Origin of the sequence: Mycobacterium sp. (assembly GCF_965230835.1) — a bacterium.
Lineage (GTDB): Bacteria > Actinomycetota > Actinomycetes > Mycobacteriales > Mycobacteriaceae > Mycobacterium.
Map to the genome: position 1 here is coordinate 1,093,645 of NZ_CBDDLW010000002.1, position 14,168 is coordinate 1,107,812.

Here is a 14,168-nt window from a genome sequence, read left to right on the forward strand (position 1 = left end):
CTCTTCACCATCCAGAGCCCAGGCCGGGGTATGAACCCGTCGCCCCAATGAGATATCTGGCGATGCGCTCGGTGAGATACGGACCTCAAACGCTGCCCGGAGCGCTGTTGGCGGACCAAAGCATGCCGCGCCCCTAGCTATTGCGACCGCAGCTGCCCGGACCGACGAGCGTACAGCGGCGCGTGATCGGCGCGCACCCCCACGCCCAGAAAATGGGCGGAAACGACAGCCAGAAAAGGGAACCGCTCGAACACTGTCAGCATCTTACTCGGCCCACCAACGTTCTCACCGCGTAGAACCGGGCCTACCATGCGCTTATGCATAATTCGTTGGACTGCCTGGGTCACGGCCGCGGATAAAACCCGGCGACGTCGGACCGCGACAAGATGGCGATTCGAAACACGTTGGCGGCGAAGATGCTTGGCAAGAACGATAGCTGCCCCAACAGCGTCCTGCACCGCGAGGTTGATGCCCACGCCGCCCACCGGGGACATCGCGTGAGCCGCGTCGCCGATACAGAGCAGACCGTCGGTGTGCCAACGACGTAGACGGTTCACCCGCACATCCAAGTGCTTGACGTCGTCCAGCGTCAGCTCCGCCACCGATGCAGCGGCTTCCGGTAGCAACTGCACGATTTCGCTGCGCAATACGTCAACACCACGCGTCCGCAACTGCGCATCGCTGCCCTTTGGCCCGACGTAGGCGACCTGCATGTAGTCCCGATGCGACGATATCCATAACGCCTTGCCTGGCGCTGAGCGGAAGCCGGAGACGTTCGCGTTCGGCAACCGAAACAACCACAAGTCGAAGTCGACCTGGTACTCGTGCGGGATTAGCCCGGCCTCTGACCTAGCCCGTGACCAACGACCGTCGCATGCGACGGTGAGATGGGCTGACAGTTCCCCGGGGCCTTCAGGCCCTTCATAGCGCACACCGGTGACCCTGTCGCCCTCGCGAAGCAAGCCAGTTACTTCGGTGCGCATCCTCAATGTGAACGTCGGCTCAGATTCCCCAGCCTCGGCGAGCAGGTTCAACAAATCCCACTGCGGCACCAAAGCAATGTACGGGTGCGGCTGCCGCAGCCGCTTGAAATCGGCGACCGTCACCGATCGCCCGGCCCGGTCAAATTTCATTTGCCGCACTACGCTGTGCGGAAGGCTGGAAAACCGCTCCGCGAGGCCCAGCTCGTCAAGAAGCCGTAGGGTCGCCGAATGCACCGTAGAACCTCGGAAATCACGCCGGAAGTCGGCATGCTTCTCTAACACGGTGACATCCACGCCGGCACGGGCCAACAGCAACCCGAGCACCATTCCGGCCGGTCCGCCACCGACGATCACACATGTGGTCGAGCCCACTTCCGTCGGAGCCGGGTTTGCTCGATTCTGCTGTTCAGTTCGCACAGGTTCAGCCTTTGTCTCCAATAAACGGAAGCGTCCAGGCGCTGGCCAATTCCGATACCAATGTGGGCCTGACGGCGATCACCAATCGCGACCACGCTGACGATCTCGCTGCCAGGGGGACAGTGTTGACAGGCGTCTCCGCTGGTTATGAGGAATCGTTGATCTGCGCGGCGGCCGTCGGAGCGCCCAGAATTGCCGCAGCCGCCCTCCTGCCCATCGTTTGCTTCGTGGGGGCTTGACCCCTTGGGTTGGACACGCTGAATCCCAGGATGTTCCTGGGGGAAGCGAGATGATCCACCCCTATGGCAAGGAAAAGTTACCCTGATGAGTTCAAGCGGGATGCGGTTGCGTTGTATCGGGATACCGCTGGTGCGACGATCAGCATGATCGCTGCTGAGCTTGGCTTGAGCGACCCAACGTTATCGGCGTGGTGCAAGGCCCACGGTGTGCCGATTCGGCACCGTAAACCCGGTTCGGTTGCCGTAGGGGCCCCGGGTGGCGAGACCCCCGAACAAGCGGTGGCACGGCTCCATGCTGAGAACCAGGCGTTGCGTGCCGAGAAGACCCGGCTGGCCACCGAGCGGGACATTTTGCGGTCGGCGGCCAAGTATTTCGCTGGGGAGACGAACTGGTGAGTCGCTTTCAGTTCGTTGCCGATCACCGACACGCCTTCGAGGTGAAGCGGCTATGCCAGGTCGTCGAGATCGCTCGATCATCGTTTTACACCTGGTGTCAGGCAGCAGCCACGCGGGCAGCTCAAACCGCTGCTGATGCGGTGTTGGCCGAGCGTATTCGCGCAATACATGATCAGGACAACACCTATGGGTGCCCGCGGATCACCGCTGAACTCAACGACGGTGTTGCTGATACTGAGCGGGTCAACCACAAGCGAGTAGCCCGAGTCATGCGCGTAGCGGGGATCGCTGGGTATCGGTGCCGCCGCCGTGTCCGCACAACCAGACCAGATAAAACCACACAGAAATATCCTGACCTGCTTAAACGAGATTTCACCGCTTCTGAATCCAACAAGAGATACGTTGGGGACATCACGTACTTGCCGCTGGCTAGCGGCGCTAACCTGTATCTGGCCACCGTCATCGACTGCTGGTCTCGGCGGATCACTGGGTGGGCGATCGCAGAGCATATGCGCACCGAACTGGTCGAAGATGCCCTCAAGGCCGCCGAGGCGCTACGGGGCAGTCTGGGTGGTGCGGTATTCCACAGTGACCACGGACGCCAGTACACGTCACAGGATTTCGCGAAACTGTGTACCCGGTTGGGGGTCACCCAGTCCATGGGCGCTATCGGATCGAGCGCCGACAACGCCCTGGCTGAATCGGTCAACGCCGCCCTCAAACGCGAGGTCCTCCAAGACCGACACAGCTGGGACGACGCCCCCACCTGCCGACGCGAGGTCTTTCGCTGGCTGGCCCGCTACAACACCACACGACGCCACTCCTACTGCAACCAGCTCAGCCCCGCCACCTACGAGAGGACCCACCTATCCGCTACGCTGCCCCAAGCCGCCTAACCACAAATCCCGTGTCCAACCCAAGGGGTCAAGCCCCGTGGTTGGTGGTCGACAGTTTATGCCCCTCATCCTGGCAACACGCTGAGTCGTCTGATTCGTAGGCGTTAGCCAATACGGGGCTGCGCGTTGAGGCCGTTCGTGGAACAGAGTTAGTGGGCCACAGGAAGCGTGCTGCACGCCGACGTCTTCCTGATCGACGGTGAAAGAACGTTACGCATCGGAAGACCGCTTCCCCCGATGGGCTTGACTTCCTCTAAACCCTCAATTACGAGGAACCGGGATCCGCTGAGAGCCCGATACGCATGGCCGACAGCGTCAGTGACGCACCGCCGGTCACTGGGTTGCTAGTTAAAGAACCCAGACTGCATGTCGCCGGTGTTGAAACCGCCCGAGCTGTTGGTTCCCGTGTTCAGCACACCCGAGTTATCACCGGTCCCAGTGGCTGGTCCCCGATATCGGGTCCACCTGGAATTAGAGCCAGGTTGTTGTTGATCTGGATTTTAGTTGATGTCGCAGGCTATGGGGTGATGGGTGTGGCTGCATTGGGCAGCGTATTCGGCCGGAGTGCGATAACCCAGCGATGAGTGGCGGTGGCGGTGGTTGTGCTCGTGTTTGAAATCGCTGATCACCACCTTGGCTTCGAGCAGGTCAGTCCAGTAGTTGCGGTTCAGACACTCCTTTCGTAAGCGGCTGTTAAAGGATTCAATGTAGGGGTTTTTCCAGGGCTGACCTGGGGGGATATAGGTCAGCCCGACTTTTCCGTCGCAAAACTGCTGCAACGCTTGAGAAATCAGCTCCGGCCCGTTGTCCATGCGCAGCACCGTGGGCGGACCCCCGGCAGTGGTGAACACTCGCTCGAGCTCGTCGACCAGCGCCTCGGCGGTGATGGAGCGTGCGGTCATGTCCAGCAGCGACTCGCGAGTGTGCTCATCGAGCATCGAGGCGATCTTGACCGACCTGCCGTCGATAGTGGAGTCAAACTGAAAATCCAGCGCCCACACCACCTTGGGGGCATCGGCGATGATCGGCGGCACTGAGGGCACACCACCACGTTTGCGTGGGGAGCGGACGGCGACTTGCAGTCCCTCTTGGCGCCACAGCCGGTGGATCTTCTTCTTGTTGACCTGGTGATGCTCGTCGTAGCGCAACGCCGACCACGCACGGCGAAACCCGTGACAGGGGTGTTTGCGGGCGTAGGAACGCAGCCAGGCCCGCAGATCGGCATCCGGGTCCGCCGGGGTCTGGTCGATACGGACACGTCGGTAGGTTGAGCGGGCCAGCCCAACCGCTTGGCACGCCAACCGTTCTGAGATGCCCTTGACTTCTGTGAGCATGTCCACGGCGCGGCGTTTGGCGGCTGGGCTCAAAATTTTCCCTTGGCCACCTCACGTAGGGCGTCTTTGACGAGCTCGGCCTCGGCCAACAGCCGTTTGAGCCGCCCGTTTTGCTCGCGCAGTTCCTTGAGCTCGCGGGCCGCATCGAGATCCATTCCCCCGTAGGCTCGGCGCCAGTTGTACAGGGTGGCCGCCGATACCCCCAGCTCGGCAGCGATCTGCTCACCGGAGCTGCCGCCGGCGGCCAGCTCATCAGCTCGGCGCAGCTTGCGCACAATGTCTTCGGCGGCATACCTCTTACGACCAGCCATTTCCTTGTCCCTTCCAGCCCACGTTTAGGGCCACGAGACTCTAAAACAAGCTGGACTCATTCACGGGGAACACGCCACCAGCCCCGCCGGACGTCGAGTTACCCACACCCACATTGCCGCTGCCCACATTCAAGATACCTATGTTGCTGTCTTCACCGGTGTTGCCGAAACCCACGTTCCCGCCACCACTCGAGTTGAAGAAACCCGAGTTACCCATACCGAAGGCACCCGTGTTCGTGTTCGCCAGCCCCGAGTTTCCGTCACCGACGTTGTTGAAGCCCGAGCTACCGGTCCCGGTGTTGTTGAAACCCGAGTTCGGACCCGTTTGGTCAGTCGAGCTACCAATACCGGTGTTCAAGTCCCCCGAATTGAACAAGCCCGTGTTGGTGTCACCGGAGTTACCCCACCCGGTGTTCGTGTTACCGGAGTTGGAGCCACCCGTATTCACCGAACCTGAATTCAAGTCGCCGGTGTTGAAGTTACCCGAGTTGCCCCAGCCCATGTTGTCGGCGCCGGCGTTGCCGACTCCGAAGTTACCTGCACCGGCATTGTCGAAGCCGAAGTTGATACTGCCCGCGTTCGAGAAGCCGGTGTTGGTGGCTCCGGCGTTCCAGAAGCCGGTGTTGATGTTGCCGGCGTTGGAGAAGCCGAAGTTTCCGTCACCGGAGTTGAAGAACCCGATGTTGTTATCGCCGGAGTTGAAGAACCCGATGTTGTTGTTCCCCGAGTTCCCGAAACCAAAGTTCCCGATCCCCGTATTCAGCGCACCGATCCCCACCTGATTGTCACCGGTGAGCCCAAAGCCGATGTTGTTGTTGCCGTTGTTTCCAAAGCCGAAGTTGCCGTTACCCAAGTTCCCGAAGCCCAAGTTGGTGCTGCCCATATTGCCGCTACCCAAATTGAAGGAACCGAGGTTGCCGCTACCAACATTCGTCGAACCGATGTTGCCGCCGCCCAGGTTCCCGCTGCCAATATTGCCGCCGCCGAAGTTCCCATCGCCGATGTTCCCGCCACCGAGGTTCAGGTTGCCGATGTTGCCGCTACCAATGTTGGTGTCACCAAGGTTCCCGCTACCCAGATTGAAAGAGCCAATGTTGCCGCCACCGAGGTTCACATTCCCGAGGTTGCCGCCACCCAGGTTCCCGTTACCGATATTGCCGATACCCAAATTCGACAAGCCGGTGTTGCCACTGCCCAGGTTGAAGTCGCCGGTGTTGCCGATACCCAAATTCCACGCACCGGTATTACCGAAACCGGTATTGAGCGCCGCCAACTCCGGCGGCAACGCTGCGGCCAACCCAGCCGCAGGCGGCAGCCCCAGAGCACCAGCCGCAGCCGCGCCCGCGCTAGCCGAAGCCTGGGCCGCCGCAGCTGCAAACCCGCCAAGACCGGCAAAACTAAAGAACCCGTTGAAGAACCCCGACTGCATGTCACCGGTGTTGAAGCCGCCCGAGCTGTCGGTGCCCGAGTTCAGCACACCCGAGTTGAAACCGGTCATAAACCCGCCGGAAGTCGAGTTTCCGATACCCGTGTTGTTAAACCCAGTGTTGAGAATACCCGCGTTACTGGCATCACCGGTGTTGCCGAATCCGGCGTTCCCGCCGTCACCCGCGTTGAAGAACCCCGTGTTGCCCACACCGAAAGTACCCGTGTTCGTGTTCGCCAGCCCGGAGTTGGTGTCACCGGTGTTGTTGAAGCCCGAGCTACCGGTCCCGGTGTTGTTGAAGCCTGAGTTCGGGCCCGTTTGGTCAGTCGAGCTACCAATACCGGTGTTCAAGTCTCCCGAGTTGAACAAGCCCGTGTTGGTATCACCCGAGTTGCCCCACCCCGTGTTGACATCACCCGAATTGGAGCCACCCGTGTTCAGGGTCCCCGAGTTGAAGTTGCCGGTGTTGAACATCCCGGAGTTCCCGACGCCCATGTTGTCGGCGCCGGCGTTGCCGACTCCGAAGTTGCCGCTGCCGGCATTGTCGAAGCCGAAGTTGATACTGCCCGCGTTCGAGAAGCCGGTGTTGGTGGCACCGGCGTTCCAGAAGCCGGTGTTGATGTTGCCGGCGTTGGAGAAGCCGAAGTTGCCGTCGCCGGAGTTGAAGAACCCGATGTTGTTATCGCCGGAGTTGAAGAACCCGATGTTGTTGTTCCCCGAGTTCCCGAAACCAAAGTTCCCGATCCCCGTATTCAGCGCACCGATCCCCACCTGATTGTCACCGGTGAGCCCAAAGCCGATGTTGTTGTTGCCGTTGTTTCCAAAGCCGAAGTTGCCGTTACCCAAGTTCCCGAAGCCCAAGTTGGTGCTGCCCATATTGCCGCTGCCCAAGTTGAATGAGCCGGTATTGCCGCTACCAACATTCGTCGAACCGATGTTGCCGCCACCCAGGTTCCCGCTGCCAATATTGCCGCCGCCGAAGTTGCCACTACCGGCGTTCCCGCCACCGAGGTTCAGGTTGCCGATGTTGCCGCTACCTATGTTGGTGTTACCAATGTTCCCGTCACCGAGGTTGAAGAATCCCCGGTTGCCGCCGCCGAGGTTCACATTCCCGGTGTTGCCGCCACCGAGGTTTCCGTTGCCGATATTCCCGCTGCCTAGATTGGCGTTGCCGGTGTTGCCAGCGCCCAGGTTGAAGTCGCCGGTGTTGCCGGCACCCACATTCCACACACCGGTATTACTGATACTGGCATTGAACGCCGCCAGCCCCGCCGGCAACGCAGCCGCAAACCCACCCGGCGGCACCGCAGCCGCAAGCCCACCCACCGGCAACGGAGCCGCACCCACCGCAGCCAACGGAGCCAACACCGGGCCCACCGCAGCAGCCACCGGAGCAACCGCCCGAGCCGCCGCCGCACTAGCCGCAGCCAACGGCGCAGCCACCGGACTAGCCGCCACCGCCCCAGCCACCCGCGCACCCGCCGCAGCAACACCAGCAGCCACCGGACCCGCCACAACCGAACCGACCGCCTGACTCAGACCAGACAACCCCGCCAAACCCTGCTGCCACGACGGCAACGCCGCCGCCGCAGCAGCCGCCCCACCGTGATAACCCACCATCGCGGCCACATCAGCGGCCCACATCTCCTCGTAAATACCCTCCGCAGCAGCAATCGCCGGCGCATTCTGCCCAAACACATTCGACAACACCAACTGCACAAACGCATTCCGATTCGCCGCAATCACCGGCGGGGGCACCATCGCCGCCCGAGCCGCCTCAAAAACCCCCGCCACAACCTTGGCCTGCCCCGCCGCCCCCGCAGCCCGAGCCGCCGCCGCACTCAACCACCCCGCATACGGCGCCGCCGCAGCCAACATCGCCGCCGCCGCCGACCCCTGCCACGACCCACCAGCCAACCCCGACGTCACCGACCCAAACGACTCCGCCGCCAAACCCAACTCCGCGGCCAACCCCTCCCAGGCCACCGCCGCCTCCAACATCGGCGCAGAACCCGCACCCGAAAACATCCGCAACGAATTAATCTCCGGCGGCAACACCGAATAGTTCATGACGCCTAGCCCCTTCTTTGGGTCCAACACCACTCGCCAACGAAAACATCCAGACAGCCCGCCAACCAAGCATTGGCAACCACCGACGTCACTCGATCGCTAGAAACAAACTCTAAGGACATCACCACACATTTTCTGCAGTTTCACAAAATCCATCGACACATCGACACCAAACGGACTCAACTAACGCGGCTAGATCAGCAAAGCCGCCCTGGTAAAAGCCGGTTCGCCCAGACCAAAGTTAGGCGGCCATCGCTATCCGCGCGACGGCCGCTCTCGTCCTTGTAGCCAGGCATAGCTATTGCGCTACAGCAACCACTGAGCCCACGAAGGACTTGGCATCCGCTAGGACTGGCCGAAGAAACCCGACTGGTCATCACCCTGGTTGTAGCCACCGGAGCTGCCACTGCCCGAATTTGCAAAACCCGAGCTAGAGGTACCCGAAATCAGTAAGCCACTGCTAGTGGCTCCGGAATTGCCCCAGCCAACGTTGCCGGAGCCCGAATTGGCGAAGCCAGTGCTGGGGCCAGTGCCCGAGTTGATAGCGCCCGCGGTTGAATCGGCGCCGATGTTCGCCAGGCCAGAAGTCGAGCTACTGGTGTTCAAGAAGCCCGAGCTACCGGTTCCGGTGTTCCCGAAGCCCGAATTCGGGCCAACCTGGTCGACGGTGAAACCGATACCTGTGTTCAAGTTGCCCGAGTTGAACAGGCCGGTATTGATGTCACCCGAGTTGCCCCATCCTGTGTTGGTGTCGCCCGAGTTGTGTTCACCGGTATTCAGATCGCCCGCGTTGAAGTTTCCCACGTTCTGCGTACCCGAATTGCCGATTCCCATATTATTGGTACCCGCGTTCCAGAAACCGACATTTCCGCTTTGGCCGTTACTGAATCCCAGGTTGGTGCCGCCCGCGTTCCCAAATCCGGTATTGGTGCTACCCGCGTTCCAGAAGCCGGTGTTGACGTCGCCGGCGTTGGAGAAGCCGAAGTTGCCGTTCCCGGAATTGAAGAACCCGATGTTGTTGTCACCGGAGTTGAAGAACCCGATGTTGTTGTTCCCCGAGTTCCCGAAACCCAAGTTCCCGATCCCCGTGTTCAGCGCACCGATACCCACCTGATTGTCACCGGTGAGCCCAAAGCCGATGTTGTTGCTGCCGCTATTCCCAAAGCCCAGGTTGTTGTCACCTAGGTTCCCGAACCCGATGTTGGTAGAGCCGAGATTCCCTTGACCCAGGTTGAAGGAACCGAGATTCCCACTGCCCACATTGGAACTACCGATGTTGCCACTGCCCCAGTTTGCGCTGCCAATATTGCCGAAACCGAAGTTGCCGTCGCCGGAATTACCACCACCGAGGTTGATATTGCCGAGGTTGCCGCCGCCGAAGTTGGTGTTACCAATGTTGCCGCTGCCCAAGTTGGCAAAGCCGAAGTTCCCGCTGCCCAGGTTCAGGTTGCCCATGTTCCCGCCACCGAAGTTCAGGCTGCCGAGGTTCCCGTTACCGAGGTTGAAAGAACCCACGTTTCCGCCACCAATATTCCAGCTACCGAGGTTTCCGATCCCCGTGTTGACGCCGGGTAGGGCAAATGCCGTAGGCGCTGGCCCGGCCAGCAAGCTGGCCACGCCGGTGTTGATCGATGTCTGGGCGGCCGCAGCCGCCGCCGCGGCACCTCCAAGACCCGCGAAACTAAAGAAGCCGTTAAAGAAACCCGACTCCATATCACCGGTATTGAAACCACCGGAGCTGCCGATCCCTGAATTCACCAGACCGGAGTTAGTGGTGCCCGTGTTCGCCAAACCGGTGTTTGTTCCACCCTCGTTGCCGATGCCCACATTGGTGGCACCGGGGTTGCCGATGCCAACGTTGCCGGCACCGGAATTCAGCAGGCCGACGTTGAAATCGCTTGTATTCACGAAGCCAGAGCTTGAGGCGCCCATGTTCTGAAATCCGGAGCTAGCGCTGCCCGCGTTCTCAGAGCCAGAACTGCCGTCGCCGGGGTTATTGAATCCTGAACTGCCGGTGCCCGTGTTCCCGAAGCCCGAGTTGGGGCCAGCTTGGGTGTCGGAGCTACCGAAACCCGTGTTCAAACTACCTGAGTTAAAGCCGCCGGTATTGACGTCGCCGGAGTTGAAAAAGCCGGTGTTGGTGTCACCTGAGTTGAACAAGCCCGAGTTGGCACTACCCGAGTTTCCCCACCCCGTGTTCGAGGCGCCCGAGTTGGCGTCTCCCACGTTCGAGCTGCCGGCGTTGAAACTGCCCATGTTCGCGCTGCCCGCGTTCCCGAAGCCGAAGTTCGACGAACCGGCATTCCCAAAGCCCATGTTCGCGCTGCCCGCGTTCCCGAAGCCGAAGTTCGCCGAACCCGCATTCCCAAATCCGGTGTCGGTGGCACCGGCGTTCCAGAAGCCGGTGTTGATGTTGCCGGCGTTGGAGAAGCCGAAGTTGCCGTCGCCGGAGTTGAAGAACCCAATGTTGTTGTCACCCGAGTTCCCGAAACCAAAGTTCCCGATCCCCGAGTTCAGCGCACCGATCCCCACCTGATTGTCACCGGTGAGCCCAAAGCCGATGTTGTTGTTACCGCTATTGCCAAAGCCGAAGTTCCCGCTACCCAAGTTCCCGAAACCAATATTGCTCGATCCGTTGTTTCCGATTCCTAGGTTGAACGAGCCGAAATTTGCGTTGCCAATGTTCGAAGATCCCAGGTTTCCGCTACCGATATTTCCGTCGCCAAGATTACCTAAGCCGGAATTTCCATCGCCAAAGTTCCCAAAACCGAAATTAATATTGCCAAGGTTTCCGTCACCGAGATTGGTGTTACCAAAATTTCCGCTACCCACGTTGAAGAGGCCGGAATTTCCGCTACCGAAATTCGCCTGACCGGAATTTCCGCTGCCTAGATTGGCGTTCCCCATATTCCCACTGCCCAGGTTGAGCCAGCCGGTGTTGCCGCCACCGAGGTTTCCGTTGCCGATATTCCCGCTGCCTAGATTGGCGTTGCCGGTGTTGCCAGCGCCCAGGTTGAAGTCGCCGGTGTTGCCGGCACCCACATTCCACACACCGGTATTACTGATACTGGCATTGAACGCCGCCAGCCCCGCCGGCAACGCAGCCGCAAACCCACCCGGCGGCACCGCAGCCGCAAGCCCACCCACCGGCAACGGAGCCGCACCCACCGCAGCCAACGGAGCCAACACCGGGCCCACCGCAGCAGCCACCGGAGCAACCGCCCGAGCCGCCGCCGCACTAGCCGCAGCCAACGGCGCAGCCACCGGACTAGCCGCCACCGCCCCAGCCACCCGCGCACCCGCCGCAGCAACACCAGCAGCCACCGGACCCGCCACAACCGAACCGACCGCCTGACTCAGACCAGACAACCCCGCCAAACCCTGCTGCCACGACGGCAACGCCGCCGCCGCAGCAGCCGCCCCACCGTGATAACCCACCATCGCGGCCACATCAGCGGCCCACATCTCCTCGTAAATACCCTCCGCAGCAGCAATCGCCGGCGCATTCTGCCCAAACACATTCGACAACACCAACTGCACAAACGCATTCCGATTCGCCGCAATCACCGGCGGGGGCACCATCGCCGCCCGAGCCGCCTCAAAAACCCCCGCCACAACCTTGGCCTGCCCCGCCGCCCCCGCAGCCCGAGCCGCCGCCGCACTCAACCACCCCGCATACGGCGCCGCCGCAGCCAACATCGCCGCCGCCGCCGACCCCTGCCACGACCCACCAGCCAACCCCGACGTCACCGACCCAAACGACTCCGCCGCCAAACCCAACTCCGCGGCCAACCCCTCCCAGGCCACCGCCGCCTCCAACATCGGCGCAGAACCCGCACCCGAAAACATCCGCAACGAATTAATCTCCGGCGGCAACACCGAATAGTTCATGACGCCTAGCCCCTTCTTTGGGTCCAACACCACTCGCCAACGAAAACATCCAGACAGCCCGCCAACCAAGCATTGGCAACCACCGACGTCACTCGATCGCTAGAAACAAACTCTAAGGACATCACCACACATTTTCTGCAGTTTCACAAAATCCATCGACACATCAAAAATGGTTCAGCCGCCGGCTCTTCCGCCGCCGTTCGGGGAAACCAGGAACCCGCTCGGCTCAGCCACTGAAATAACCCCAATAGCCCGAATAATCCGAATAGGCCGGCCCGTTTTTGGACATCCGCTTTCCGCCGGAACGCGGGGTTAACGCAGCGCGGCGATCAGCGGCGCCCCAGTCGATAACGACGGCAGCTCACCCTGACCGACCTCAACTAGCGCTATAACCGCGCGCTACATCTCCGAAATCTATGCCCGTTCCTCAATGCGCAGATCCGCGTTCAATTTCGGCGTGATGAGGATGGAGACCAGCACCTACGGTAACGCCGGGAGGTGCTCAGGGGATTCCTGCAACCTAGGGTTGCAGCTTCACCTGCCCGGGCGGCAACCGCCTGAAGTTCATCGATCACCTGCGGGGGCCATGCCACAGCGAGACGCACAATCGTCGCCAAGATGGCGTATTTAGCCGGGAAGCGCTTGTAGATTCTCCGCTACTAGCCCCCTAGTGCGACCACTATGTCGCGTGTCGAGGTGGCCGAGTAGGCCCGCGGACAGTCACCTCACAAATGGGCGGGTGGCCAGGGTCGTGTCCGGGATCCGGTGTAAATAGGGAGCACGCGCGTAGGTTCCGCTTCACGACCTGCAAGTCTGCGAAGAAGGAGTCACGCCCGTGCCTGTCCGCGTATCAGCGACCGACCGTATCCGCACCAAAATCGACGCCCTGTTCGCCGAGGATCGGGAACTGCCTGAAATCCTTGAAGAAATCGCCCGCCTCGGCGCCCAGCTACTGATGCAGGCGGCCCTGGAGGCTGAGGTCACCGAGTTCCTCGGTCGTGAACGCTACCAACGTACCGCCGCCTGTGCCGACGCTAACGGCGGTTCGCGCAACGGATATCGGCCGGTGACCATCAAGACCACCACAGGTGCGGTCACCTTGGAGCGGCCGAAACTGCGTGGCACCATGCAAGCGTTCGCCTCTCGGCTGTTCGGTAAGCATGTGACGAAAACCAACGCCCTGGAAACGCTGGTGATCGCCTCGTTCATCCGCGGCCTGTCCGTCCGGGATGTCAAGGCCACCCTCGCTGAAGCGCTCGGCGATCAGGCGGCGATCTCCAAGTCCGCGGTTTCGGAAGTCTGTAAGGCGATCCGGGCCGAATACCAGGCGTGGGCTCGTCGCCCACTCGGTGAGATCGCTCTGGACTACCTGTTTTTGGACGCCAGTTTCTTTCGGATGCATCCCGGGTCGCCGGCCGAGCCTGTGCTCGCCGCCTGGGGCGTCACCACCGAGGGCAAACCCGTGTTCGTCGGATTGTCACCCGGGACCGGAGAGTCCACCGACGCGTGGTCCGACTTCCTGACCGACCTGCGCGAACGCGGTCTTGCCACTCCGCTGCTGATCGTCTCTGACGGCGCCAAGGGACTGATCGCAGCCATCGAACAAATCTACCCAAAAGCGTTGCGCCAGAGATGTCTTATTCATCGCCTTCGCAACGTGCTTGCGAAGATCCCCACCGGGATGCAAGTCGAGGTCCGTGACGGATACTGGGCGATTTTTGATACCACCGGCCTGGGTATCGAGCCGGGACCGCAGCTGGTTGAGATCGTCGACAAGCGGATCGAGGCGTTCGCCGCTAAATACTCCGACCTCTACCCGGCGGCTATGCGGATCCTGCTCACCGACAAAGCAGGGCTGACCGCCTATCTGCGGTTTCCGGTTGAACACCATGGCCGCGTTCGGCACTCAAATTTCATTGAGCGCTCCTTTGGAGAAACTAAGCGACGGACCAAGGTCATTGGCCGATTCCCCGGCGAGACCAGCGCCATCAGCCTGGTGTGGGCCGTGCTCGACCGCGCCTCGGCCGGTTGGCGCGGCCTCACCATGACACCGGTCGGCACCCGACTGCTGCAAGACCTACGCCGATCCCTGCTCGACTCACCCCGCCAACTGCGACCGCCTCAAAGTCAAGCACCTACCGGCCAGGCAGATCCCGTCTCCGCCACGGCGTAGCGAGGCGCACGCACGCGTGACGACGCCCACCC

General features: G+C 61.3%; 6 protein-coding genes and 1 pseudogene. 2 read left to right on the plus strand and 5 right to left on the minus strand.

The window, feature by feature from the left end; all coding sequences use genetic code 11:
- Positions 1 to 137 precede the first annotated feature (137 nt).
- Positions 138 to 1,400, minus strand: coding sequence for an FAD-dependent oxidoreductase (locus ACO07W_RS05525; protein WP_421841486.1), 1,263 nt, complete (start codon positions 1,398 to 1,400; stop codon positions 138 to 140).
- A 302-nt stretch (positions 1,401 to 1,702) separates the two neighbouring features.
- On the opposite strand from ACO07W_RS05525, the gene ACO07W_RS05530 reads away from it, so the two are divergent.
- Positions 1,703 to 2,931, plus strand: a protein-coding gene (locus tag ACO07W_RS05530; protein ID WP_421840068.1) for an IS3 family transposase whose coding sequence is annotated in 2 segments (ribosomal slippage) — positions 1,703 to 2,018 and positions 2,018 to 2,931 — 1,230 coding nt in all. Because the reading frame shifts where the segments join, the coding sequence is not laid out codon by codon here.
- Between the two features lie 500 nt (positions 2,932 to 3,431).
- Here ACO07W_RS05530 and ACO07W_RS05535 read toward each other — a convergent pair.
- The 4 genes and pseudogenes from ACO07W_RS05535 to ACO07W_RS05550 form a co-directional block, all read right to left on the minus strand.
- Positions 3,432 to 4,576 (minus strand): IS3 family transposase gene (locus tag ACO07W_RS05535; protein WP_421840069.1). Its coding sequence is split into 2 segments (ribosomal slippage): positions 3,432 to 4,309 and positions 4,309 to 4,576, totalling 1,146 coding nucleotides; the frame shifts between segments, so codons are not numbered across the junction.
- A gap of 40 nt (positions 4,577 to 4,616) precedes the next feature.
- A complete protein-coding gene (locus ACO07W_RS05540) occupies positions 4,617 to 8,072 on the minus strand; it encodes a PPE family protein (protein WP_421841488.1) in 3,456 nt (1,151 codons plus the stop codon).
- Positions 8,073 to 8,417: 345 nt separating this feature from the next.
- Positions 8,418 to 9,785: a beta strand repeat-containing protein gene (locus tag ACO07W_RS05545; RefSeq protein ID WP_421845821.1), complete on the minus strand. Its 1,368-nt coding sequence runs from the start codon at positions 9,783 to 9,785 to the stop codon at positions 8,418 to 8,420.
- Positions 9,786 to 9,824: 39 nt separating this feature from the next.
- Positions 9,825 to 11,963 (minus strand): annotated as a pseudogene (locus ACO07W_RS05550) (PPE family protein); the annotation flags it as partial.
- A gap of 835 nt (positions 11,964 to 12,798) precedes the next feature.
- On the opposite strand from ACO07W_RS05550, the gene ACO07W_RS05555 reads away from it, so the two are divergent.
- Positions 12,799 to 14,136: an IS256 family transposase gene (locus ACO07W_RS05555; protein ID WP_421840121.1), complete on the plus strand. Its 1,338-nt coding sequence runs from the start codon at positions 12,799 to 12,801 to the stop codon at positions 14,134 to 14,136.
- The last annotated feature ends 32 nt before the right edge of the window (positions 14,137 to 14,168 follow it).

Bases quoted from the DNA above. Each gene is read 5' to 3' on its own strand.
- ACO07W_RS05545 (WP_421845821.1), bottom strand. From the start codon at position 9,785: ATGGAGTCGGGTTTCTTTAACGGCTTCTTTAGTTTCGCGGGTCTTGGA.
- ACO07W_RS05540 (WP_421841488.1), bottom strand. From the start codon at position 8,072: ATGAACTATTCGGTGTTGCCGCCGGAGATTAATTCGTTGCGGATGTTT.